The sequence below is a fragment of the Microseira wollei NIES-4236 genome (assembly GCF_020521235.1).
Classification (GTDB): Bacteria; Cyanobacteriota; Cyanobacteriia; order Cyanobacteriales; family Aerosakkonemataceae; genus Microseira; species Microseira wollei.
The window spans coordinates 1-25,750 of sequence record NZ_BLAY01000075.1 but is presented as its reverse complement, the minus strand read 5'-3'; the positions used below and the strand labels follow the sequence as shown (position 1 = coordinate 25,750).

At 46.2% G+C, this 25,750-nt stretch carries 18 protein-coding genes and 1 pseudogene; 8 read left to right on the top strand and 11 right to left on the bottom strand.

Going from position 1 to position 25,750, the window contains the following annotated elements:
* Window positions 1-219 precede the first annotated feature (219 nt).
* The gene (locus MiSe_RS23490) at window positions 220-3,342 is read left to right on the top strand and encodes a PAS domain-containing sensor histidine kinase (protein WP_226585415.1); all 3,123 of its coding nucleotides are present in this window, start codon (window positions 220-222) and stop codon (window positions 3,340-3,342) included.
* A gap of 39 nt (window positions 3,343-3,381) precedes the next feature.
* Here the strand turns inward: MiSe_RS23490 and MiSe_RS23485 are convergent, their stop codons facing one another.
* Window positions 3,382-4,080: a pirin family protein gene (locus MiSe_RS23485; protein WP_226585413.1), complete on the bottom strand. Its 699-nt coding sequence runs from the start codon at window positions 4,078-4,080 to the stop codon at window positions 3,382-3,384.
* Window positions 4,081-4,244: 164 nt separating this feature from the next.
* Window positions 4,245-4,496, bottom strand: a complete 252-nt coding sequence (locus MiSe_RS23480) for a CDGSH iron-sulfur domain-containing protein (protein WP_226585411.1) — start codon at window positions 4,494-4,496, stop codon at window positions 4,245-4,247.
* A gap of 121 nt (window positions 4,497-4,617) precedes the next feature.
* Between MiSe_RS23480 and MiSe_RS23475 the strand changes: the two genes are divergently transcribed.
* On the top strand, window positions 4,618-4,938 hold the full coding sequence (locus MiSe_RS23475; protein WP_226585409.1) for a winged helix-turn-helix transcriptional regulator: 321 nt from the start codon (window positions 4,618-4,620) through the stop codon (window positions 4,936-4,938).
* Window positions 4,939-5,014: 76 nt separating this feature from the next.
* Here MiSe_RS23475 and MiSe_RS51135 read toward each other — a convergent pair whose 3' ends face one another.
* The 5 genes and pseudogenes from MiSe_RS51135 to MiSe_RS23445 all read right to left on the bottom strand — a co-directional run bounded on the left by MiSe_RS51135 (window position 5,015) and on the right by MiSe_RS23445 (window position 16,386).
* On the bottom strand, window positions 5,015-6,790 hold the full coding sequence (locus MiSe_RS51135) for a phenylacetate--CoA ligase family protein (RefSeq protein WP_264196662.1): 1,776 nt from the start codon (window positions 6,788-6,790) through the stop codon (window positions 5,015-5,017).
* A 52-nt stretch (window positions 6,791-6,842) separates the two neighbouring features.
* Window positions 6,843-8,453, bottom strand: a pseudogene (locus tag MiSe_RS23460) (diguanylate cyclase domain-containing protein).
* 71 nt (window positions 8,454-8,524) lie between these two features.
* Window positions 8,525-10,543, bottom strand: a complete 2,019-nt coding sequence (locus MiSe_RS23455; protein ID WP_226585403.1) for an adenylate/guanylate cyclase domain-containing protein — start codon at window positions 10,541-10,543, stop codon at window positions 8,525-8,527.
* Window positions 10,543-14,802 carry a PAS domain S-box protein gene (locus MiSe_RS23450; RefSeq protein WP_226585401.1) on the bottom strand — a complete coding sequence of 1,420 codons (4,260 nt, stop codon included), beginning with the start codon at window positions 14,800-14,802 and terminating at the stop codon, window positions 10,543-10,545. The genes MiSe_RS23455 and MiSe_RS23450 overlap by 1 nt, the downstream gene beginning before the upstream one ends.
* A gap of 324 nt (window positions 14,803-15,126) precedes the next feature.
* A complete protein-coding gene (locus MiSe_RS23445) occupies window positions 15,127-16,386 on the bottom strand; it encodes a molybdopterin molybdotransferase MoeA (RefSeq protein WP_226585399.1) in 1,260 nt (419 codons plus the stop codon).
* A gap of 277 nt (window positions 16,387-16,663) precedes the next feature.
* On the opposite strand from MiSe_RS23445, the gene rpmG reads away from it, so the two are divergent.
* From rpmG to MiSe_RS23430, 3 genes are all read left to right on the top strand, one after another.
* The gene (gene rpmG / locus MiSe_RS23440) at window positions 16,664-16,852 is read left to right on the top strand and encodes a 50S ribosomal protein L33 (protein ID WP_226585397.1); all 189 of its coding nucleotides are present in this window, start codon (window positions 16,664-16,666) and stop codon (window positions 16,850-16,852) included.
* A gap of 102 nt (window positions 16,853-16,954) precedes the next feature.
* Window positions 16,955-17,170: a 30S ribosomal protein S18 gene (gene rpsR, locus MiSe_RS23435; RefSeq protein ID WP_226585466.1), complete on the top strand. Its 216-nt coding sequence runs from the start codon at window positions 16,955-16,957 to the stop codon at window positions 17,168-17,170.
* Window positions 17,171-17,379: 209 nt separating this feature from the next.
* On the top strand, window positions 17,380-19,398 hold the full coding sequence (locus MiSe_RS23430) for a ribonuclease catalytic domain-containing protein (RefSeq protein WP_226585395.1): 2,019 nt from the start codon (window positions 17,380-17,382) through the stop codon (window positions 19,396-19,398).
* Between the two features lie 86 nt (window positions 19,399-19,484).
* On the opposite strand, the gene MiSe_RS23425 is transcribed toward MiSe_RS23430, so the two are convergent.
* The gene (locus MiSe_RS23425; protein ID WP_226585393.1) at window positions 19,485-20,042 is read right to left on the bottom strand and encodes an FHA domain-containing protein; all 558 of its coding nucleotides are present in this window, start codon (window positions 20,040-20,042) and stop codon (window positions 19,485-19,487) included.
* 41 nt (window positions 20,043-20,083) lie between these two features.
* Between MiSe_RS23425 and MiSe_RS23420 the strand changes: the two genes are divergently transcribed.
* From MiSe_RS23420 to MiSe_RS23410, 3 genes are all read left to right on the top strand, one after another.
* Window positions 20,084-20,302, top strand: coding sequence for a hypothetical protein (locus MiSe_RS23420; protein ID WP_226585390.1), 219 nt, complete (start codon window positions 20,084-20,086; stop codon window positions 20,300-20,302).
* Window positions 20,303-20,703: 401 nt separating this feature from the next.
* A complete protein-coding gene (locus MiSe_RS23415; RefSeq protein ID WP_226585388.1) occupies window positions 20,704-22,086 on the top strand; it encodes a lysophospholipid acyltransferase family protein in 1,383 nt (460 codons plus the stop codon).
* A 56-nt stretch (window positions 22,087-22,142) separates the two neighbouring features.
* The gene (locus tag MiSe_RS23410) at window positions 22,143-23,072 is read left to right on the top strand and encodes an ADP-ribosylglycohydrolase family protein (RefSeq protein WP_226585386.1); all 930 of its coding nucleotides are present in this window, start codon (window positions 22,143-22,145) and stop codon (window positions 23,070-23,072) included.
* A 296-nt stretch (window positions 23,073-23,368) separates the two neighbouring features.
* Here the strand turns inward: MiSe_RS23410 and MiSe_RS23405 are convergent, their stop codons facing one another.
* The 3 genes from MiSe_RS23405 to MiSe_RS23395 all read right to left on the bottom strand — a co-directional run bounded on the left by MiSe_RS23405 (window position 23,369) and on the right by MiSe_RS23395 (window position 25,545).
* Window positions 23,369-24,787 carry a DUF2079 domain-containing protein gene (locus tag MiSe_RS23405; protein ID WP_307731515.1) on the bottom strand — a complete coding sequence of 473 codons (1,419 nt, stop codon included), beginning with the start codon at window positions 24,785-24,787 and terminating at the stop codon, window positions 23,369-23,371.
* 45 nt (window positions 24,788-24,832) lie between these two features.
* Complete coding sequence (locus tag MiSe_RS23400; protein ID WP_226585383.1) at window positions 24,833-25,165, bottom strand: hypothetical protein; 333 nt, start codon at window positions 25,163-25,165, stop codon at window positions 24,833-24,835.
* A 194-nt stretch (window positions 25,166-25,359) separates the two neighbouring features.
* Entirely contained in the window at window positions 25,360-25,545 is a 186-nt protein-coding gene (locus MiSe_RS23395; protein WP_226585381.1) for a hypothetical protein, read from the bottom strand.
* Between the last annotated feature and the right edge of the window lie 205 nt (window positions 25,546-25,750).

Below are 25,750 nucleotides of genomic sequence, written 5' to 3'. Positions count from 1 at the left end.
AGCGATCGCTCAAATGCACTCATCCCCTACTGGCTAAATTGTTACATTTGATCGCGAGTTGGGCATTATTAAAGAGGTATATTTTAGCACAAAACCTGTCTTTGGTCAAACCCAAACAGTTAGCAATGACAGCTATCACACCCAGTCAGTGACTCCTATCTGCACTGGGTGGGAATTAACTGGTAAGAGTGAAAACACGGGTTTGCTCAAAAGTAACTTATGTCCGACCAATTGCTGCACCAACAGTGGACAACCTTAAGCCAGCACTTTGCTGAGTTAGAAATAGCGGTAAAGTGCCAACAAGGGCTGAAACGGCAAGAAGTACTCATGACCTTGGTTAGTAAAATTCGCGCCTCCCTGGATGCGGGGTTGATCGTGCAATTGCAGCAGCAATCAACTCTAGAAACCGCTGCGGAACTAGAAAATAAGGTAGAGCAACCCACGACTGAGTTACGGCAAATGGTGACAAAATTGCGCCAAGAGGTTTGCGATCGTACCCGCGCCGAACAAAAATTACGCGCCTCCCTTGCCGGGGCGCGCGAGCGCGAGAAAATGTATCAACAAATACTTGACTCCATCGCCGATATGGTGTTGGTCAAAGCGCCAAAATCTAAAATCTTCTGGGCTAACAAAGCATTCCGCGATTATTACGGCATGACCAACGAGCAACTCCAAGATATCGTTGATGCTCCATTTAACGAGCCGGATTATACTCTCCAATACATCAAAGACGATGCCTATGTATTTGAAACCGGAGAAATTTTAGCAATTCCTGCCGAACCCGTGACGCGCCACGACGGCGAAGTGCGCCTGTTCAGTACGGTCAAATCCCCCATCCGCAACAATAAAGGTGAGGTAATTATGACCGTGGGCGTATCCCGCGACATCACCTTTCACAAACAAGCAGAAGCAGCTTTAGCGGAAAGCGAGGCAAAATTCCGCCGCTTTGTCGAAGATGCGAGCGATATCATCCACTCGCTTGCACCCGATGGAAAGTTCACCTATATCTCTCCCAACGTCACCGAGATATTAGGATATGAAATGGAAGAAATGATCGGAAAATCCTTCGTACCCTTTATCCATCCGCAGGATCGGGAGGCTTGTATTGACTTTGTCAAAGGCATGATTAAAACCGGACAAAAGCAAGCTGGATTTGAATTTCGCGCTCAACGTAAAGATGGTAGTTGGTGTTGGATGACTGCCAACAATTCGGCAATCAAAGATGCTGATGGTAATATTGTCGGGCTTCAGGGTATTGTCCGGGATATTAGCGATCGCAAACAAGTTGAAACCGCCTTAATTGAAAGCGAGCGCAAGTATCGCATCTTGGTCGAAACTTCCCAAGACATGATTTGGGCAACCGATAAGCAGGGGCGGTATACCTTTGTCAACTCGGCAGCTAGACAGATTTACGGCTACTCACCAGAAGAAATGATCGGTCGTCCATTCGTAGATTTCATCGCACCCGAAGAATGGCAAAAAGATCTGGAGACTTATCAGCGCGTTTTAGCAGGGGAATCTTTCTTACAATACGAGACGACCCACATGGCTAAAAATGGTAACTCGATCCACCTGGCATTTAATGCAATGGTGCTGCGCGACGAAGCGGGAAATGTTATAGGCGCAACTGGAACCGCGAGCGATATTACAAAGCGCAAGACTGCTGAAATCGAACGAGATCGCTTCTTCAATATTTCCCTCGATATGATGTGTATCTGCGATATGGATGGCTACTTTAAGCAAGCAAATCCAGCGTTTGAAACCGCATTAGGATACACGATGGCGGAAATCTTAGCCGCACCTTTTATTAATTTTGTCCATCCCGACGATATAGAAAAAACCCTCAAGCAATTCGATAAAATTATCGCGGGTGCGATGGTGGTTAACTTTGAAAACCGCTGGCGCTGCAAGGATGGTGCTTACAAGTGGCTGTCTTGGAAAGCCGCACCGTATCTGCAAGATGGCCTGATTTATGCCATTGCGCGGGATGTGAGCGATCGCAAAGCCGCCATTGCTGCATTAGCCGAAAGCGAGATGAAGTTCCGCCATTTAGTAGAAAACGCCAATGACCTAATTTACGAACACTCAATCGATGGCATTTTCACTTATCTGTCCCCTAAGGTCAAGGACATTACGGGATTCGACGCAGAAGAACTTCTAGGACGGTCATTTATCCCGCTCGTGCATTCTGAAGATTTGCCAGCGACTCAAGCTTTTCTCGACCGAATTGTAGCAACTGGAGATAAGCAGGCGGGGCTGGAACTGCGAGCCAAACGCAAGGATGGCAGTTGGTATTGGATGACGTGCAATATCTCGCCCCTCAAAGATGCCGGGGGCAATATTATCGGCTTTCAGGGGATTGCTCGCGATATCAGCGAGCGCAAAATTGCCGAAGCTGCTCTGCAAAACAGCGAGCAACAACTCAAACAAAAAGCACGAGATTTACAGCAAACTTTACAAGAACTTCAACGCACTCAATCCCAACTGCTGCAAAGCGAAAAAATGTCTAGTTTGGGTCAAATCGTCGCCGGAGTTGCCCACGAAATCAACAACCCGGTTAGCTTTATCTACGGCAACCTCACCCACGCCAAAGACTACATTACCGATCTGTTTTCCCTCATCGGGCTTTACCAGAAATACTATCCCAATCCCGTTCCACAGATTCAAAAACAAGCCGAAGCAATCGAGCTTAATTTTCTCATGGAAGACTTGCCCAAATTATTTTATTCTATGAAAGTGGGAGCAGAACGCATCGAGAAAATTGTTGCTTCCCTACGCAACTTCTCCCGCATAGATGAATCTGAGCTTAAAGCCGTTGATATTCACGAGGGGTTAGATAGCACTTTGATGCTGTTGCAACATCGGCTCAAAGCCCAACCGCATCGTCCTGGGATTGAGATAATTAAAGAATACGGTAATCTCCCCTTATTCGAATGTTATGCCCGACAACTCAATCAAGTTTTTATGAATATTTTGAGTAATGCAATTGATGCTTTAGAACAGGGTAATAGGTCATGGCATTCCCAGGCGGATCCAGGGAACGAGGGTCATGGAAAAGAAAATACCAATTACCAATTACCAACAATTCGTATTTCCACGAAACTAAAAGATAATTGGGCAATCATTCGCATTGCCGATAATGGACCGGGAATGGCAGAAAGTGTCAAGCAAAAATTGTTTGACCCTTTCTTTACAACCAAACCCGTTGGTAAAGGAACTGGAATGGGTTTATCTATTAGCTATCAGATTATCACCTCACGACACAAAGGTTCGTTGCAGTGTATTTCTTCACCTGGAAAAGGAGCGGAATTTGAGATTAAAATTCCGCTGAAAGCTTGTTAGAAACCCGGTTTTTTAGAAAAACCGGGTTTCTGGTATCACTCATTCCAGCTCGAATACCAATACTTCCGATCTTTCCTGACCAAGCAGTGTCAGAGAATTCGCGTCGCTAACTGCTGCACCATCGCCTTGTTTCAGCAAACGGTCATTCAGCATGACGCTACCTCTTGCTACCTGCACCCAAGCATAACGTTCGGGTCTAATTTGGTAGTCTAATTGCTGTTCTGGATCGAGCAAGGTTGCGAAAATATTAACATCTTGATGAATCGTCACAGAACCATCTCGACCATCTGGCGAAACAATCAAGCGTAACTGACCTTGCTTTTCTGCATCAGCAAACATTTTCTGCTCGTAACTAGGCTTTAAACCAGTTTGATTGGGCAGAATCCAAATTTGCATAAAATGTACCAAATCGCTGTCAGAATGGTTATATTCGCTGTGAGTAACCCCAGTACCAGCACTCATAATTTGCACTTCACCAGGGCGAATTATGGAACTATTACCCATGCTATCTTTATGCTCTAGCGCACCTTCTAGCACATAGGAAATAATTTCCATATCCCTGTGGGAGTGCGCTCCAAAACCTCTACTGGGGTTGACTCTGTCTTCATTAATCACCCGCAAAGTTCTAAATCCCATATGCGCGGGGTCGTAATAGTTGGCAAACGAAAATGTATGGTAAGAATTCAGCCAACCGTGACTCGCATGTCCGCGTTCTTCTGATTTACGAATTGTCAGCATTTTCTGCTCCTAAACCAAGTTAATTGCTAATTGCTGATTGCTAATTGCTGATTGCTGATTGCTAATTGCTGATTGCTAATTGATCATGGGAATATTTGGCTGATAAAATTAGCCATTAACCATTAGCCATTAACCATTAGCCATTAGCCATTAGCCATTAGCCATTAGCCATTAGCCATTAGCAATTTGCTGTGCGCTCCATCACAAAATGGTTGATTTTTGGTGTATTTACACTGGCATAACGCCACCCGCTTTTTCTCTTCGATTGTAAACTTTAATGGCACAAATTCGCTGCCTTTATGGGAACCATCGCAGTAAGGTTGGTTTTTAGATTGTCCGCAGCTACACCAGTAGTAAGTTCCGGGTTCCAGCTCGAGTCCGGCAGGTTTTTTATCGGCAATAAAAGGTTCGCTCATGGTGTTCTCCTGTTTCTGGAATCTCAGTTGTTTTGTATATTTCTAATTTAAAGGCTTTAAATTATGATGTAAAGTACGCACTTTATAGTAAGATAGTTACTAAAAAGATACTGGATTCAACATGGAAGCCAGAAGCGAGAATTACCAAAGAAAGACTTGTCCGGCGGAAAATACCTTAAAAGCGATTAGCGGACGCTGGAAGCTTTTGATTCTGCGGGAACTGTTTACCGGAGTCAAACGGTTTGGTGAACTGCAACGCGCTTTGGAGGGAATTACCCAGAAGATGCTGACGCAGCAACTGCGGGAAATGGAGGACGATGGAATTATCCATCGCCAGGTTTATCCGCAAATTCCGCCGAAAGTCGAGTATTCTTTAACGCCTTTAGGAGAAAGTTTGAAACCGATTATTGAGGCGATGCACGAATGGGGGGAGAGGGAATAGGGAATTGCTAATTGCTAATTGCTAATTGGTAATTGCTAATCCTCCTTTGCCCCTGGGTCCCTCTGCTCACCTGCTATTATTTGCGGGTATAGCGGTGTTTGACGCCAATGGGGAAATATTCTGGATCGCCGGTGGGGGTAAGTGTGATTTGGGGTGTTTGATATTCTGGGGGGACGTAGTTGGCAAACTCGCTGTTGAGGCGGCGTAATTGGGAGAGAATGGAGGATGCGATCGCTTCCGTTTTTTCCTCACTTTCTTCCACCCCCGGTGCTAATTCCACTACAACGGATAAAAACCGATTTTTATCCGCATTTTCCTTAACTTGCAGCACAAACTTACCCGTCACCCATTCTTTAATTGCAGGTTGTTCTAATCCCACGGTCACATTTTCTGGGTAAATATTCGCGCCGAAATAAGAAACTGTAAAATTAGACCTGCCAAAAACATAGGCGAAAGGTAATTGATGAATTCCTCTGATATCTCTTGTGGGGTGGGCATCTTCTTGTCTTGTGGGGTGGGCATCTTCTTGTCTTGTGGGGTGGGCATCTTCTTCTCTTGTGGGGTGGGCATCTTCTTGTCTTGTGGGGTGGGCATCTTCTTCTCTTGTGGGGTGGGCATCTTCTTCTCTTGTGGGGTGGGCATCTTCTTCTCTTGTGGGGTGGGCATCTTCTTCTCTTGTGGGGTGGGCATCTTCTTCTCTTGTGGGGTGGGCATCTTGCCCGCCCTCTACTGGCAAGCTAGAAGTCTGCCCCACAAGAGATAATTCAGCTACTGGATCGAAGCCCAATTCTGATAAAAACTTAAGCATTTCCTCATAAGAAATGATTCCCCCCGTATCGGAAATGTGATAGCGAATTAACGGAATGCCGTTATCTCCAGAAAACAATAAAGTGCCATCTTTAACTTCAAAAAATCGACTCAAAGGGTCATACTGAACGAGAGTCGGGAGGCGAGATTCTCCGAACAAAGCACGGGAAGCATCGGGATTTTCTGCTAGAAAGCGGCGAATGCAAATACTCAGCGGCGTTTCGTTACCCAAAACTCCTGCATCGGCGGTTCCATACAGGGAGGCGGAGTCGTAACAAGGATGAATTGAACCGACTCTTTCCCCCACCAAACTGCGCCATTCCTCGCTAAAAACTTCTCCGGCAAACACCATTTTAATATTATATTTTTGCCACTCTACACCCCGCGCCTTGCCCGTATCGATGACATCCTTAATAAAGGGCGGATAACCCAACAATACAACTTGCTCAAACGCCGTACCGAGTTCTTGAACAACCCGGAATATTTCTTCTTTGTTATTACCGGGAGCAATTACCGTAATGGAATAGCCTTTACTCGCAAGATAGCGACAGCAATTCGTCGTATAAATCCCACCTACCCAAGTCCCCAACGTGAAACAAATTACAGCTAGAGTGCGGCGATTATCGGCAGAAAAACTCTCGTGAAATATCTGTTCAAACCTGGTGGCAATTTGAAGTTCATCAGCAAAAAAGCGAGGCCAAAATGTAGGTTTGCCCGTGGAACCAGAAGAAACAGCTATCATGTCGCAGGTTTCCAACTGTCCCCCACGACACAAGTCTGCCAGCGGATGACGCTGTAAGTAATTTTCTTTGGTAATTAACGGCAGTGTTTGGAAATCTTCAAAGGTTTGAATCGAAGCAGGATCTATATTTCGTTCGTTTAAAAAAGCTCTGTAAGCAGGAACCTGCGCCGCCACATCGCGAAATAAAGACAATACAGCTGCTTGGGGAGAGTCATTTTGATATTGATTTAGGCGCAGATCGAGGGGCGTATTGAGGAAGTCTTGAAAAGCTGCAACTGCGCGTTTACTTTGTTCTTTTCTCATGGTTGATTTTATCCTTTTAGCAAATCTGAAATCTGAAATCTAAAATCTGAAATTATTTCGTAGCGAGCGCATAACTACGCGCCACAGCGCAATTGCGCCCCTGCTGTTTGGCTGAGTATAGCGCTAGATCGGCGATCTCGATCAAGTCCAGAGGCGAACTATCCCCAGTTGGAACAATCGTACTGACGCCCAAACTCAAGCTAACATATTGACTTGCATCAGATAAAGGATGGGGAATTTTGAGTTGTTGCACTTGTTTTCGGATCGATTCAGCGACTTTTACAGCGGATTGCAGTCGTATGAGGTACACCTTTGTTTGTCAAGCGCGCACCGTTAACGGTGCGCGCTTGACAAACGAAGCCTTAAGGCTGTACCTCACTAAGAAAGCAATCCGCTGTAACGCTCCCTCAGCACTTGTATTAGGTAGAATCACCGCAAATTCTTCTCCTCCATATCGCGCTACTAAATCCGCTGGACGTCGTGAGGCGCTGGCGATCGCACTAGCAACCTGTCTTAAACAATTATCTCCCTCCAGGTGTCCGTAGCGGTCGTTGTAGCGTTTGAAATAATCCACATCACACATAATTAACAATAAAGGCAACTGTTCCCGTTTTAGTCTGTACCATTCCTGTGGGAGAATTTTGTCAAATTGGCGACGATTGGCAACAGAGGTTAACCCATCTAACGCCGCCAGTCGTTCTAATTCCTGATTGGCTTTTTTGAGAGCGGTTTCGGCTTTTTTGCGCTGAATCAGCGCAACCAATTGCGTTGCGACGCCATTAACTAATTCAATTAAGCGCCCATCGAGTGTGATTTGATTTTTATGCAAAAATACTAATACCGCCGAGACGCGATCGCCAACAATAATCAAAACGCCCAAAGCTGCTTTAATTCCGACAGCAGCGGCAATTTTATCCCGCAGAAAACTGCGATCGTTTGTTTGAGAAATATCTTCGCTCCATGCAGGTTTTTTTGATAACCAAACTCTTCCTGGCAATCCTACATTAGGTGGAAAAGTCAACGCTTGACTGAGTTGGCGAAAGGGTAACAGACTGCTATCGTTAGCATACCAACCACGACTGCATACGAGAGCTTTTAAGTGAGGGTTAGGAAGCCAAGCTTCTGCCAAATTCCAACCAATGGTTTGACAAATTTTTGACAAAATTACTTTTGGTGCCGAGTCTACATTAGCCGCTTTGCTAATTGCTTGGGTTGCTGTTAGCAAGAGTTGCAGTTGGGCATTTTGCTCTTTTAGCTGTAACTCGAGCGATCGCCAGCGCAATTGATTCTCGCTCCTCGCTAAAATTTCTAAAGGTTCAAAGGGTTTTGTTACGTAGTCTACCCCACCCACCGCAAACGCTTGCACTTTATCCAGCGCTTCGTTCAAACCACTCAAAAAAATCACCGGGATGTCGCGAGTGAGTTCATCTGCTTTTAACTGTTCGCAGATTTCATAACCATCCATTGATGGCATCATAATATCCAACAAAATCAGATCTGGGGGAGTCGCCGACGCAGATTGCAGCGCCAATTTACCGTTGGTTGCGACTCGCACGTTATACCCTTTATCTGACAACATTTGGGTTAACAAACTTAAATTATTAGGGCTATCATCAATGACCAAGATATCTGAACCTGCTATGAAATACCGTTCCTGACTCATATATTTTTTAATCTCTACCACTTTCCCGTCAAGGTGCTACACATCCGTTGCTCCAAGATATTAAAATAATTTTATCCAGAGGATTCATGGCTATTCACTAGAAAATAAGTCGTCATTTCCCCTTTGCCTTTAATCGCAATATCACCTCGTTTTTTCAAGGTAAATTTGTGCTTTAATCGCTCGTAAACTGCTGAAGTAACCTGAATTTTGCCGGGTATACCGCTTGATTCCATGCGCGAAGCAACATTAACCGTATCGCCCCACAAATCGTAGATAAATTTAGTCAGACCAATTACCCCAGCGACAACGGGACCGATATTGATACCAATGCGGAGACAAAAACTTTGACCCAGCTTATGATTAACGCTATCCAGAGACGCTTGCATATCCAAAGCCATGCGCGCGATCGCTTCAGCATGATCCTCGCGATAAGTCGGCAAACCTCCTACTACCATATAAGCATCTCCAATAGTTTTAATTTTTTCCAAACCATGTTGTTGAGATAATAAGTCAAACTTACTAAAAATCAGGTTGAGGATTTCCACCAATTCGGTCGGACTTTTTTGGGATGAAAAATCGGTAAACCCGACTAAATCTGCAAATAAAACGCTGACTTCAGCAAAACTATCGGCAATAATCTGCGGCTGTTCTTGCAATCGGTCCGCAATCGGCTTAGGCAAAATATTTAACAAAAGTCGCTCGGTTTGTTCCTTTTGATATTTTAAAGCTTCTTGGGCTAGTTTCCGCGCCGTAATATCAGAAACCGTCCCTTCGTAGTACAACAAATGTCCCTGAGAATCGCGCACCGCACGGGCATTTTCAGAAATCCAAATTTTTTGTCCATCCTTACGGTAAATCATCGACTCAAATCCAATTACTGCATTATCTGTTTCCATTGCAGCAACAAACTCGTTGCGGCGGTTGGGGTCAACATAAAGCTGTTGCGAAATATCTTGTAAACTCGTCATCAACGCTGCGGGAGAGTCATAACCATACAGTTTTGCCAGCGCTGGATTAGCACTCAACAAACGTCCAGAAGGCGTCGCTTGATAAATGCCTTCCACCGCATTTTCCACAATACTGTGATAGCGCTCTTCAGCAATTCGCAGCGTATCTTCCATTTGCTTGCGCTGGATCAGCGCCCCTAACTGAGTTGCTACCGCCGTCACCAACTCGATTAACCGCGAACTGATAGCTGCCGTTGTTTTTTTATAAAAAATCAAAATCGCTAACACTTGGTCGTTCACCAGAATCGGCACCCCAAAAGCGGCTTTTAATCCGGCGGCGATCGCAATTTGAGAACGCAGGAAACTTTGCTCGTCTTCCAGAGCAATATCTTCTATCCATTCGGGCTGTTTAGAAGTCCAAATCCTCCCTTGTAACCCAACATTGGGGGCAAATTTTAAGTTTAAACTTTGATGTCTGAAATCCGAGAAACTGGGGTCGCTAGCATACCAACCTTGACTGCATTCTAAAACCCTGCCATCATTGCTGGGAATCCAAGCATCTCCATAATTCCATTGAATTGTTATACAAACTAAACGCAAAACCGCTGCTAAAGCCGAGTGAACGTCATCGCAGCGGCTAATCGCTTGGGTTGTTGCCAGCAACAGGCGAATTTCCACTTCAGCTTGTCGGCGGGATTCAATTTGCTTTTGCAGCAGTGCATTTTGATCCATTAGTTTTAATTCGAACTCGCGCAAGCGCAAGTGATTCTTGATGCGCGCTACAACTTCTACCGGATCGAAGGGTTTCGTAATGTAGTCTACCCCGCCCACATCAAAAGCTTTTACCTTATCCAATGATTCTCCCAAAGCACTTAAAAAAATCACTGGAATTTCGCGAGTTCTCTTATCTGCTTTAAGATGATCGCAGACTTGATAACCATCCATTTCCGGCATCATAATATCCAGCAAAATCAGGTCAGGGGGAGTTGCCTTAGCAGATTTCAGCGCCAGTTTGCCGTTGGGTGCAACTCGCACTTCATACCCTTGCTCGGACAACACCTGAGTTAATAGGCTTAAATTGGCATAGTGGTCGTCAACAACTAAAATATTTCCCTTGGATGGTAGAAGCTGTTCGGGATTCATTAATCGGTTCTAGGCTGAGTTAAGATTAATAGCTGCTCAAATTGGTACTGATTAGCCAAATCTAACAAAGCTTTGGCAACAAAGTCATGTTGTGGACGAATTTCCTCGATCAGCGCCTGCATTCGTTTAATATGCCCTTCGAGGGTTGCCTGGTGTAAACTGACCAACCAATCCCCAGGTAAAGCAGCTAAGTCAGCTAAAGTCAGCATCCGATCCCCAATTGGGATTGCATTCTCCTCCTCTGACCCTGCGCCAACGGGCAAGGAAATCGCTTCCGCGTCGATATATCGCACCCCTAAATGTTTGCTCAGACAAGTAAAGATTTCTTCCTCACGGAAAGGCTTGCGGATGAAATCATCGCAGCCAACTGATAAGGCAGCAGCCCTCTCTTCTTCAAAAGTACTAGCAGTCAAAGCAATAATTACAGTACGCTTCTGGGGCATTGGGGATGAGCTATTTTCCCCTGCTCCCCTGCTCCCCTGCTCCCCTGCTCCCCTGCTTCCCTGCTCAAGATCTCGAATGCGTTGAGTTGCCTCATAGCCATCCATAACCGCCATCCGCATATCCATCCAAATCAAATGTGGCTTCCAACTCGACCAAATTTCCACAGCTGCTTTACCGTTGCTAGCAACTTGCAATTCAAATCCAAGAGAATTAAAAATTTTTATCAACAGTCGCCGACTGTCATCTTGGTCATCGACAATTAGTAGGCGATAGCGGGCTTGGTTGGGTTCAATAGCAATCATGCCCCGCTTTGGTTGTTTATTCTCGCTCGCGGTGCCAGCAACTACGCTGGCTTGAATATCAAACTTAAAAATACTGCCTTTTCCGACTTGCGAGCTGACAGTAATTTCACCCCCCATCAACCGCACGAATTGGCGACTAATCGTTAATCCTAAACCCGTTCCTTCCCGCACTTTTTGACCTGATAAAGTTTGCACGAACGGTTCAAAGATTTTATCTAATTCATCAGGGTCAATACCAGTTCCCGTATCTTCTACTTCAAAATGGAATTGTTGAAGACGAGACGGAGACACGGTGACGCGGCGACGCGGGGAGGAAGACGGGATGACGCTCTGAGTGGGAGATGCGGAAAGTTCTTGTAGTACATTCCCCGCGTCAGAGCGTCTCCCTGTCCCCCTGTCTTCTTCAACCGCGTCTTCTTGGTCATTGAGCATTTCTTTTTCATCACCCAGTCCCACTCTGACTGATATGCTGCCGGTGGTGGTAAATTTCATTGCGTTACCGAGCAAATTAATCAGCACTTCCCGTAACTTAACTTCATCAGTTAGCAGGTATTGGGGAACATTAGAAGCCCGCTCGAACAGTAACTGCAATCCCTTATCCTTTGCTTTCAAAGAAAACATAAGTTTGACATCATCCAGCAACTGATAAAGGTCGAAATTTTGTTCGTTAAGCGTCAGGCGTCCGGCTTCGATTTTAGATAGGTCAAGCACTTGGTTAATTAAGGTGAGCAAGTGTTCGCCACTGCGGCGAATAATGCCCAGATTTTCTATTTGGTCTGGGGATAAGTTTGGATTGTGACTCATGAGTTGGGAAAAGCCGAGAATGGCGTTGAGGGGCGTCCGCAATTCGTGGCTCATATTGGCAAGAAACACACTTTTGGCGCGATTGGCGGCTTCGGCGGCTTCCTTGGCTTTGGCTAATTCCTGTTCTACCCGCTTGCCATCGCTCACGTCAATCGCCACCCCATGCCAGACAATATCGCCGTTTTCCCGCCGTTCCGGTCGAGAATTTCCTTGCAACCACTTGATCTTCCCAGATGGCGTGACAATCCGCCATTCACGGGCAAAAGGTTCTAAAGTTTTAGAACTTTGTCTAGTCGCTGCATAAAAACTTTCTCGGTCATCCGGATGAATGCAGTCATAAATTAACTGAGCATTTTTCATCACCTGCTTCGGTTCTAATTCATAAATTTCTAAACAAGCCGCACTCATATATTCATAATCTACCGACCCATCTGGGTGAAACACAACTTCATAAATCGCTCCCGGTACGTTTGCCGCTAATTTCTGAAACCGCGCTTGGCTCTTTTGCAATTCCTGTTGCGCTTCTTTGCGCGCTGTAATATCTTGAATTTGACAAATAAAATAAAGCGGTTTTTGCTGCCAATCCCGCACCAAAGAAACGCTTATTCGCGCCCATATCGTCTGCCTATTTTTATGCAGAAAACGCTTCTCCATGTGATAATAAGGTCGCGTCCCAGCCAATAATTCCCGCACGTATTCCTGGTCACTACCTCGGTCATCTGGATAAGTCATATCCCCAACCGATAAAGATAGCAACTCTGATTCTGAATAGCCAAACATTTGGCAAACTTGAGGATTAACAGCCAAAGGCTGACCCTCTAAAGAAACCAAACACATGCCAATTGCTGCCGTATCAAAAGCTCTTCTGAACCGTTCTTCGCTCTGCCGCAATGCTTCTTCTGTTTGCTCGCGTTCGGCAATTTCCTGCTCTAATTTCATATTCGCACGGGCAAGTTGGGCAGTGCGTTCTGCTACTTTGGTTTCTAAAGTATGATAGTAGTCTGTTAAAATTTCATCAGCTTCTTTGCGTTCTGTAATATCTTGAAAAACATTGATCGCATAAATCACATTGCCTTGGTCGTCAAAAATTGGGATGCTTCGTACTTCAACGGGTACAATTTCTCCGTTTAGATGAATTTCTATATCATCAACAGTTACGGTTTCCCCCTTTAATGCCCGCATCGCTGGCAGTTGCTCGGTGGGGTAGAACCGATCGGTTCCAGCAAGATAAATGTGGTAAACTTCTGTTAATTTTTCAACGCTGCATTCTGAGACTATCCCTTGACCCAATAAACGCTGTCCGGTTTGATTGACATAGGAAACCGTGCCATTGGCAGCAATGACACACACCCCTACGGGTAAAGCTTCCAAAAATTGATTCAGTCGGCGCTCGCTTGCTAATAAGGCTTGATTCAATGTTTTCATTTCGGCAAAGGATTCTTGCAGTTGCTTAGCCATATTATTAAACGAATTGGCCAATTGCCCTACTTCATCCACCCGGTCAATTTTTACCGTCAACTCCCAATCCCCCTTCGCTATATTTTTGGCAGCGGCGTTGAGACGTAAAATCGGACTCGTGACCCAACGAGCGGTGATAATCCCGATGAATATAGCGCAGATTAAAGCTACCAGACATAACAGGAATGTCGTGCGAGTGTTGGCCTTAATTTGCTCCATAAAATCAGTTTCTGGAATGACCACGACAATTAGCCAGTCGAGTTCTTTATCATCTTGAAACGGCACGACTTGCAAAAAGTGTTTCTCACCGTTGATGTTAAATTCCAGTTGCTCTGACTTTTGAAACAGCTTTGTCTTGTCAAAATTTGCGTCTAGATATCGCGCTGTAGCTTGCGTGAGAGAGTTTTGACTCTCTGTGGCTTTAACTCTTTCGGCTCCGTAGTCCTTTGGTTTGGTGCGAAAAGGTTGTTCCCCTGTCGAAGTTGCCACCAACATTCCGTCGCGCTCGATAATAAAACTTTGTCCAGTTTTTCCGATTTCTATTTTTTGTAAAAAATAGCCAATTTGCGATAAATTAATATTAGTTAGTAAAACTCCTTGAAGTTTACCTTGTTTATCGTAGAAAGGCATCGATGCACCCAGATAAGCAGTGATGCCTTTAGTATGAGGATAAATCGGACTCCAAGTGGGTTTACCAGCAGCAACAGCGGCTTTATACCAGGGGCGAGTACGAGGATCGAAGTCGCTTTTGTGGTCTAGGAGTTTGGTGCGCTCCCCCAATTCATTTGTAGAATAAGTCCGAAAATCATATCCCGTAGCTAAAGTCCCCACTCGAATTGTCAGCGAACCATCATCGCGCCTTTCTGCCCCAACGTTATCTTTTCGCTCTAATCCCAATCCGGCAAAAGTTAGGCTATCAAATATCTGGATTTGCTGCCAAAAGTGACGTTCCAATCCTGCCTTATCTTGCAAGTTCAATTGACCGAGACGAATCGCAGCAGCGTTGCTCTGATTAACCTGATGGGGAATGGCTAGGTATGTACGCAGGTTATCCTCTATATGCTTGGTAATTTCCAGCCGCAATTGACTGGCTAGATCGTTAACAGCCTTCTGTCCGTTGCGATAGGAGAGATACCCCACCAGTCCCACCGCCCCGGCAATTTGCAGGACAAACGGAACGATGAGAACCATTTGCAGCGGTACTTGTCCATAAACTTTCGCAATAACCTGCTTTACTGGTTGAATAAACATCGAGTAGCTCCATCAGCACTTAGGCAAACACCAAAGTTTCTCGGAAAAATCGTCGCTTTGTCACCAGAGATATGCCTCCCTTCCCCACTCGCGTTCGCTGCCAAGTTACTTTGGTGATAGGTTGCCCAAGCGTAAGTCCTGTCCATGTTGGCGGGTTGTTGTTGATTTCCCACTAGCCGAAATCAACATACCCAGCCTACGCTTGTAAATTTTGGCAGCGCAGCGATCGCAGAGGCTGTATACTGAAAGCTATTTTTACGCCGGACTTGCGCCAAATCCGGCGATTTCCCCTTCGTTTGCATCAACACACCCAGACTCCAGTCTTCAATCCCCAAAGGGCAACCCAACTTGTAAAACTTGCACCGCCTCTCCGGCGTTGATTGAGGTTATACCCACTGGCAGAACCGCTAATCCATTGGTTCGCGATAGGTTAATCAAGTTACCGGAACTGTGGCTGCCACCTGCAAGCTGAAATTCATAACCTCCTTCTATTAAATGCATCTGTCCCCAGAGGTATGTTTCTCGCTTGCCATCGGAACGCAAATCTTGACCAGCACGCGCCTGCACGAACATCGGTTTCCAACCCTGAGCAAGTCCTGACAGTTTCTTCAGTGCCGGTTGGACAAACCGCCAAAATGTTACCAGGGAAGATGCGGGATTTCCCGGAAGTCCGAAGTATAAAACTGGGCGCTGGGCTTCGCCCCGCTTAAACGTGGCAAATGTCAAGGGTTTACCCGGTTTAATCGCAACTGCACGCAGGTGTATTTCAGCACCAAGAGATTCCAGAATGCGGTCTACGTAATCGTAATCTCCCACAGAAACGCCGCCGGAAGAAACAACGATATCGGCAGAGGTGAGGGCGGAGGCGATCGCATTTTTCAGCGCTAATGGTTGATCGGGAACAATACCCAGCAAAAGAGGAATGCCGCCGCTTTGTGCCACTAAAGCAGCCATTGCATACTGATTCGAGTCTACAATCTGACCCGGTTGTAAGGGACGATCCGGCGTCACCAGTTCGTCACCCGTGGATAAAATCGCCACGCGAGGATGGCGGTAAACCGAAACCTGCGGACATTGCGCCGATGCCAAAATCGCGATTTCCGGGGCGAATAGGGGTATTCCCGGCATCAGCAAGGGCGTACCAGCTTGGTAATAAGATGCCCGATGGCGCACGAAAGCTTGGGGTTTTGGGGCTGCTAAAATGACAACGCGGGAACCTGAAAGGCGCGTTACTTCCTGCATCACGACGGTATCCGCCCCCTCTGGCATCATCGCCCCGGTGAATATCCGCGCCGCTTGTCCTGGTTGAATAGTATGCTGGGGCTGCTTTCCCGCCGGGATTTCCTCTACAATTTCCAATACTGCTGGCTGTTCGGCGCTACAGCCTTCCACGTCCGCAGATCGCACCGCGTAACCATCCATCGCCGAATTATCCCAATGGGGAAAATCCAGATCGCTCGTTACCGGCATTGCCAAAATGCGATTGCTCGCCGCCAATAAGTCTGCAACTTCTGCATCAAGCTTTGCATCCAACGGCTGCACCCGATTGAAGATTATTTCCTCTGCTTGTTGAACCGAAAGCATTGCCTTTTCCCCAGCCTCGTACAATAAGTTAGATTTTAGATTTTAGATTTTAGATTTACAGGACTTACGCTTGGGCGACCTATCACCAAAGTTTCTTGCTCTCACAAGTAAAATAATTTCCCCCCTGCTCACCTGCCCACCTGCTCACCTGCTCACCTGCTCACCTGCTCCTGTGACTCGTCAGCTGCAAGCGGCTGGTTGCACAAGCGACTCGTCTTATGCGAGAATAGAAATTTGTGATTAATTCTGTTCTTGACTTTACACCTAAGTTTAAAGTATGGCAAAAGGTGTTCGTATTATCATCACCCTGGAATGTACCGAGTGTCGCTCTAACCCAGCCAAGCGCTCAAAGGGCGTATCTCGTTACACTTCAACCAAGAACCGTCGCAACACGACGGCAAGGTTAGAACTGAAAAAGTTCTGCACTCACTGTAACAAACATACCGTCCACAAAGAAATCAAGTAGATGGTAATGGGTAATGGGTAATCGGTAATGGGAATGACCAATTACCAATGACCAATTACCAATGACCAATTACCAATGACCAATGACCAATTACCAAGAACTATGACCTACTACCGTCGTCGCCTTTCGCCGATTAAACCAAGCGAACCAATTGATTATAAAGACATCGATCTGTTGCGGAAATTTATCACCGAACGCGGGAAGATTTTGCCGCGCCGCATTACCGGGTTGACCGCTAAGCAACAAAGAGACTTGACACTTGCGATTAAGCGGGCACGCATTGTGGCATTGTTGCCTTTCATCAATCAAGAAGGCTAACAAAAATAGTTTTGAGTGGTAGAGATAAGGGTTCATAGGAACTTAAAACTCTACACTCATAACTATTCAAGCTAATAAACAGAGGAATTGGGCAAATTAAGAATAGCTTAAAGTCGGAAACGGCGAAGACAGCGCCTACTAAGAACAAAGCGATGGCGCGCGTCTGGGATAACTTATATATATAGAAGTGCCGGGAATCAAAGTAACTTGTGGAAAAAGGAACCCTAGTCGAATTTCGGTTACATGGAGAGCGCTGCCTCGCCGTGGCAGAACGTCCGGAGGGCAAAAACCACTGGATCGTAGTAGACGATCGCGGTCAAGCTCGTACCATTAATGCTAAACAAGTTAGTTACGAAGTAAACGGTGAAACTTACAAACCGTCGGATATACCCCGCTTCCGCAAAGAGGTAGATCCGTTTATCGACCCAGAAAGCTTGGAAGTCGCTTGGGAATTCCTAGTAGAAGAGGGTTTGGCAGTAGATCCGGCGGAAATGGCAATGCTGCTGTTCTCGGAAAAAAGTCCGGCGCAATGCTACGCGGCGTACTATTTGTTATCGGAAGACAAACTGTATTTTAAACAAAAAGGCGATCGCTACGAACCCCGCTCGACGAACCAAGTGGCAGAAATAAAACATCAATTGGAAGTAGCAAGAGAGCGGGAGACTCAGCAGAAGGAGTTTTGGGCGCGGGTAGAGCAAGCGCTGCGTGGCTTTCAGGTAGAATGGCAGCAGAGCGATCGCCATCGCCTAGAAGCACTGGAACGGTTTGCCATCCAAGGAGACGAAGCAACTGGGCGCGCTGCCGCAGTGGAAACCCTGGCTGCCCTCAAACGACCGGAAAACCCCCAAGGTGCTTTCGATTTGTTGGTGGACTTGGGCCTGTGGAGTCGCCACGAAAACTTATTTTTGCGGCGCTCGTCAATTCCAGTTAATTTTTCAACAAAGGTGCTAGAAGTGGCTCACCAGCGAACTGAGGTTGCTCCCCCCGACCCGGACTCAGAGCGCCTGGATCTGACCCGACTCAAAGTTTATACCATTGACGACGAAAGTACAAAAGAAATCGATGATGGCTTGAGTTGGGAATTAATCCCAGACGGGAAACAGCGACTGTGGGTTCACATCGCCGACCCGACGCGCTGGCTCACTCCAGGTGATGAATTAGACTTAGATGCCAGACGGCGCAGCACGACGTTGTATTTGCCAACTGGCATGATACCGATGTTCCCAGCGGAACTGGCTACCGGACCGATGAGTCTGGTGCAGGGGAAAATCTGCAACGCCCTCAGTTTTGGCATTATTTTAGATGACGACGGTGCCGTTTCGGAATACAGCATCCACGCCAGCATTATCAAACCTACCTATCGGTTGACTTACGAAGATGTGGATGAGATGCTGCAACTGGGAGTTCCAGCAGAACTGGAAATAGATGCGATCGCGCGATACGCCCAACGGCGACAAATGTGGCGGCGTTCCCAAGGCGCGATCAATATCCACCTGCCAGAAGCGAGCATTAAAGTTGACGCCGACGAGATCCACATCGAAGTGTTGGAGGACTCGCCTTCGCGGCAATTAGTAGCAGAAATGATGATCTTAGCAGGCGAAGTCGCCGCCCGTTACGCGCAAACCCACCAGCTTGCCCTACCCTTCCGCTCTCAACCCCAACCCGAACTGCCCCCAGACGAAGAACTGCTACAACTCCCCGCCGGTCCAGTGCGCGCCTGTGCCATCCGACGCTGTATGCCCCGCAGCGAAATGAGCATTACCCCCGCTCGCCATGCCAGTTTGGGCTTAGATAGCTATACCCAGGTAACATCTCCCATCCGGCGCTACAGCGACTTGCTCACCCACTTCCAAATTAAAGCCCACCTGCGAGGCGAACAGCCGCCCTTTTCCGCAGAAGAAGTCAAAGAAGTGATGATCGGCGTCACGACGGCTTCTCAAGAAGCCTCGCTCGTAGAACGCCAAACCCAGCGCTATTGGGCTTTGGAATATCTCCGACGCACCTCGGAGCAAGCTTGGCAAGCGGTATTGTTGCGCTGGCTGAGGGAAGATGAACGGTTGGGGTTAATTCTCCTAGAAGATCTGGGACTAGAATTACCCATGCAAATCAAGCGCTCCGTGGCGCTGGGCGAGCGTCTGGATGTCCGCGTCAGCTATGTTGACCCCCGCTCCGACGCCATCCGGTTCCAAGAACTGATCGACCAACCCGCTCAACCTGCTGCAACGTAGGGAATTGCAGATTGCAGATTGCAGATGGCAGATTGATTTTAAATCTGCCATCTGCAATCTAAAATTTGCCATTACCCATTTCCGAATTAACAAAATTCAGTCACACCCACATCAAACGCTGCGGGTGACCAAATTTGACTGTTAGCGATAAAAAATTCTATCTGTACCGGACCTAACTGGATTAGGTCGCCATCTCTAAGGAGACAACGCTCCAAATGAGCTAGGCGACGATGATTTACCCAAGTCCCGTTGCTGCTACCAACGTCTGTAATGTAGAACTCTCTGCCTAAGACATGTCCAATCACGGCATGTTGGCGAGAGATACAGGTATCTTTAATCGCGATCGCGCAATTGCCAGAACGTCCCAGCAACCAGCTGGCAGCACTGTCCGTAATCTGAAGCGCTTCCGACTCTTTTAAGTTCGTCACGAGAAAAGTCGTTCTACCCGTTGTAATTGCCTGAATGTAGAAGCGAGCAATTTCACAACGCAAGGCAGCATTCAAAATCGGTTGGATAATCGTTGTAACCTTTTCTACGTCGTGGTTACACTCAGCCAACAATGAATCTGAGAGCGCAGGATTTTGTTCCAGGAAGCTCAAAGCTTGGTCAAAATTATTAGGTTTAGGGGACTTCAGGTGGAACATAACTACCTATCTGACAAACGACTTTTACCCGCAAGAATCACATGTTAATCATCAGACCTAGATACCCTGATTTAACCCCTGATGAAGTAAATTTAGGTCTGCTTAATCGTGCTGCACAGACAAGAAGTTTACCAATCTCTTCGATTGCCTATGCCCAAACTGTTAGTTTTTCGCTTCCCGTTCAACTCAACGTGGAGCTAGTTGTTGAGCTTACATTTAGTCAGAGTTCAAATTTTATCTTTGGGATAGATGAAAATTGAACTCTTATTCATATTAATACACCCCTATTTGTGACGCCCGTCATATTTTTAGTGTGATTTCACGAAAACTTTACAGGAGCGGGGTTACCTACTGGGTTTTTTAAAGTTTTTGTGAAGCAGCTCTCAATCCTTATACTTAAATTAAAATACACTTTTCGGAGAAATGCCTTGGGTTATTCTACTGAATAGAGTCAGGAAAAATGGCTGCTAGCCAATCGTCGCAAAATCACCCAATATTTCAGTAATTCTAAGGTTGACAAATAAGACTAAACTCTCCAATGATTTTATTTTTGAATATAGCAAAACTTACAATCGTCTCAGGGGTATGAATTGATAGAATTATTATAGAAAACGAAGATTAAATAAAATAAACTCATCAATTCCACCGAATAACGACAGCTATGAGTCAGGTTCAACCGCCTTTAGAATTTATTCCACCGGCACTCAACTCGGTAGTTTTACGGGGATGCCAGTGGATACTACCGTTTTGGTGGCGATCGCGCACCAATATCAGCGACATTCAAGCAGATAACGTGGAACGCCTCGTCGATCTCTACCACGAGTTTCAATCTGGGAAAATCCGCTTCTTAATGGCATTTCGCCATCCCAGTGGCGACGATCCTTTTAGCCTAATGCACCTGCTGTGGAATCTGGTACCGCAGCTTGCCAAACGAAAGCAAATCCCGCTGAACTATCCCGTACACGCCCATTTTATCTACGATCGGGGAATTCCCCTATGGGCTGGTTCAATCGTAGAATGGCTATATCCCCGTCTAGGTGGAACCCCCATCCTGCGAGGGAAAGTAGACCGACTCGGTTTGCGCTCGGCACGGGAGCTATTTGCCAACGGTAACTTGCCCATGATGGCAGCTCCAGAAGGCGCCACCAACGGACATAATGAAGTTGTCAGCCCCCTAGAACCGGGAATATGCCAACTGGGATTTTGGTGTGTCGAAGATATACTGAAAGCCGGACGCTCGGAACAAGTTTTAATCGTGCCCATTGGTATTAAGTATCAGTATATACACGATCCGTGGGATGCCTTAGACAAGCTTTTAACTCAATTAGAAATTGATAGCGGTTTACCTGTAGAGGATTTGAATTTAAGCGAGGAAACCGCAAAAAGCCAACATCATTTGCGTTACCGGCGCTTGTTTCGCTTGAGCGGACACTTACTCACCCGCGTGGAAGAATTCTACACTCGGTTTTATCACCAAACCTTGCCCGCCGCTTCTACCAGCACTCGATTCGCTCTCCCCAGTACGAATGAAGAGTTAGTAACTCGACTGGGATCTCTCCTCGATGTAGCCTTAAAAGTAGCAGAGCAAGCGTTTAACCTCCAGCCCAAAGGTAGCTTAATCGACCGCTGTCGGCGTCTAGAGCAAGCGGGGTGGGATTGGATATTTCGAGAAGATATTAAAAATATAGACGCTTTACCCCCTCTAGAACGAGGACTCGCCGATCGGATTGCCGAAGAGGCCAGTTTGCGAATGTGGCACATGCGCTTGGTGGAAAGTTTCGTAGCTGTAACTGGTAGGTATGTTATCGAAAAACAAACCCCCGAACGGTTTGCGGAAACAACTTTGCTCATTTGGGATACAATGACCAAAATTAAAGGCGGTAACGCCTTCAAGCGCCCAAAACTGGGTAAGCAACGGGTATGCTTAAGTATAGGAGAACCGATATCAATATCAGAACGTTGGGATGCTTATAAAAGCAATCGTCGCCAAGCTGTTGCCGATCTGACAAAAGATTTGCAAACAGCTTTAGAAAAAATGGTTTAATTTTATCAGGCGCCAAGAAACAAAGGTGATGGCCTCAACCTGCGTAAGTCCTGTTTATGCAAGCAATCGAGCGTTATCGGGGATGTCTTCTCGGCTTAGCTGCTGGCGATGCGGTGGGAACCACCCTAGAGTTCCAACCACCTGACACATTTACACCCATTAAGGATATGGTTGGCGGCGGTCCTTTTGGACTGCAACCAGGAGAGTGGACAGACGATACTTCAATGGCATTGTGTTTAGCAGAAAGTCTGATCGAGCAAAACGGGTTTGTCCCCATCGATCAACTGCAACGATATCTGCAATGGTATAGACGCGGATACCTGAGTAGCAAAGGATACTTCTTTGATATTGGTCGTACTGTGCGAAAGGCGCTGATGCGATTTGAGAAGACAAGAGAATCCTACTGTGGTGACACAAATCCCCGCAGTGCTGGGAATGGGTCGATTATGCGCTTGGCGCCCGTACCCCTGTTTTTCGCTCAAAACCCTGAAGATGCGATCGCATTTTCCGGTGAAAGTTCTCGCACAACTCATGGCGCAGCAACTGCTATTGATGCTTGTCGATATTTAGGCGCGCTGCTTGTGGGAGCCGTCAATGGAGCTAGTCGAGATGAGTTACTCTCCCCATATTACAGCCCGATTCCCAACTATTGGCAACAAAATCCATTAGTTGATGAAATCGACGCCATTGCAGCAGGATCGTTTAAACATCGTCAACCCCCAGAAATTAAAGGTTCCGGCTATGTAGTCGCATCTTTAGAAGCAGCGTTGTGGGCATTCTACCACAGTCAATCTTTTGAAGAAGGCTGTCTTTTAGCCGTCAATTTGGGGGATGATGCCGATACAACGGGGGCAGTTTACGGACAGTTAGCCGGAGCCTTTTATGGAGAACAGGGGATACCCCAATCCTGGCGCGATCGCCTAGCATACCGCGATTTGATTGCATCCTTTGCTGAGCAACTTTTCTCTTTATCCCAAAGTCTCTAGATGTAGGGTGCGTTAGCCAAGCGTAACGCACCATCTCCACCATATCTGGAGTTGCTGCGTCATATCATGTCCGGTCGATTACCCGCGATTGAGCGTAGGGCCAAGGCAGCTTGAAGGTTATCTGTTCTGGCAAGATATCTCGGATGTTCCCTAAATTCCCATCATCTGGGTGGCAACGTGGTCAGGTTTTATTATGGGTGATTCAACGGACATAATATAAGTCCTGAAATTGACAGATCGTTCGTCGTCAGGACTTTAGTCCTGATTCAGCAACAGAGGAAAGACTGAATTCCTTACTACGAACGATTAGTTTGATTAAACAAATAAACGTCATCTTGTTTAAATTTTAACTTAAAATTAGGATTATCTTGCACTTTATTCACTAAATTTTCCGCAAATTCGCGGCTACTTTTCCAACCAGGATGGCGCAAATTGAGTAAGATGTATTCAAACTCATTCAAGTCAGTCGGGGGTGAATCGGCGTTGGTAAATTTAATTAAACGTCGTTGCGCTAAATGAGGTGCAATATTATGGGTAGTTAAGACACTCTCTGAGGTTTTAATTTGCGATATCGCATCCCGCGTAGCCTGCCAATTATCCAGAGAATTCAGATAAATGGAACCAAAATAACCATACTTTGCCAATGCTAAAAAAGCCACTAACGACCAAATAATTATTCCTCGCGGACGCAGCCATCCTCGTCCAGCGGCTAAGCTGGAAATTACTGCTAATAGCAGAAACGGCAAAACTGGCAGCGAATATTGATGGACTAAGTTTTTTTGAGTTAAGTCATCTGCGAGAATGTTCATCGCCAAGGCGGGAATTGCACCTACTAAAGGCGTTAAATGTTGCGGGTAAATTCCCCAAATTATCGGTGCTGATAGCAGAACAAGATATTCTAAATTAGCTAGTGAGAATACGCTTTTAATAAATAAACCTGGCTGAAGCAGAAGATTTTTTACAATCTCTGAAAAAGAGTTTCCCAAATGTTGATAGCGGGAAAGGTGGCGCCCAATAGTTGCTAACTCGCCACCGAAAAAGGGAATAATAACTCCAGTGGCAATTATAAACCAAGCGATGCCAGTGCATAGAGCGATCGCACCACACAAACGTCGCTTTTCAAACACCAGCAGCCACAATCCCATTGCTGCTACCGTTAAAGCTAATACCGCCTTGCAACTTAAAACTAAAATAATCCAAACACAAAACCACCCAACCGCACCTAACCTCGCCGCCAAAACTGCTGCTAAAATTCCGGGTAAAGCGAAGACTTCTGGATGAAAATCAAACAAATTAATATTAAACACCAGCGGATATAAAAGATATACCGCCACCATTGCGATTGCTTGTGTTTTTTTTAACCCTGCTTCTAGCGATAAATACCAGGTAGGTAACGCGCCAAATGCCAACGCCAAGGCTTGCAATGCTAGCAACCAATGGACATCCGGGTAAATTTTATACAGTAAGGCTAGGGGATATAACAAAAAAGCCGCGTGGTCGCCTAGAATGTGAAACCCGATCAAAGACGAAATGGGAGATTGACCTTGGCTAATTAAATAAACAGCTTGGTCAAAAATGGCTAAATCCCACGCCGAGGATTGAAGCAAAGCGTGTCGGATACTGCTGGATGCAAAAAAAATCAGAGCGAACGCCACAATTATTGCGCCGATCGGATGAGATTTTACCTGTACCCAGAGCGAGCGAGGAATGTTCAAGTTTCTATTTTCAGCTTTTTGTCCATTTTAATGGACGCGAGGCTATTACCAACAGAAATTCCCCCCTAAAATCGGCGGCGGTAGGGGCACGGCAGTATAGACGTTCTCTGTTTTGAGAATAATATTTGCTGGTGCCGTGCCCCTACAGGTTGTGCCACCGATTGATTTGCCAACAGGTAGGGGCACGGCAGTATAAACCTTCTCTGTTTTGAGAACAATATTTGCTGGTGCCGTGCCCCTACAGGTTGTGCCACCGATTGATTCGCCAACAGGTAGGGGCACGGCAGTATAAACCTTCTCTGTTTTGAGAACAATATTTGCTGGTGCCGTGCCCCTACAGGTTGTGCCACCGATTGATTCGCCAACAGGTAGGGGCACGGCAGTATAGACGTTCTCTGTTTTGAGAATAATATTTGCTGGTGCCGTGCCCCTACAGGTTGTTCCACCAATTGATTCTTTTGTTGGTCAATTTGCAATTTGTTAAACAAATCATCCCTAACATCGGCGGCGGTAGGGGCACGGCAGTATAAACCTTCTCTGTTTTGAGAATAATATTTGCTGGTGCCGTGCCCCTACAGGTTGTTCCACCAATTGATTCTTTTGTTGGTCAATTTGCAATTTGTTAAACAAATCATCCCTAACATCGGCGGCGGTAGGGGCACGGCAGTATAAACCTTCTCTGTTTTGAGAACAATAGTTGCTGGTGCCGTGCCCCTACAGGTTGTTCCACCAATTGATTCGCCAACAGGTAGGGGCACGGCAGTATAAACCTTCTCTGTTTTGAGAACAATATTTGCTGGTGCCGTGCCCCTACAGGTTGTTCCACCAATTGATTCTTTTGTTGGTCAATTTGCAATTTGTTAAACAAATCATCCCTAACATCGGCGGCGGTAGGGGCACGGCAGTATAAACCTTCTCTGTTTTGAGAACAATAGTTGCTGGTGCCGTGCCCCTACAGGTTGT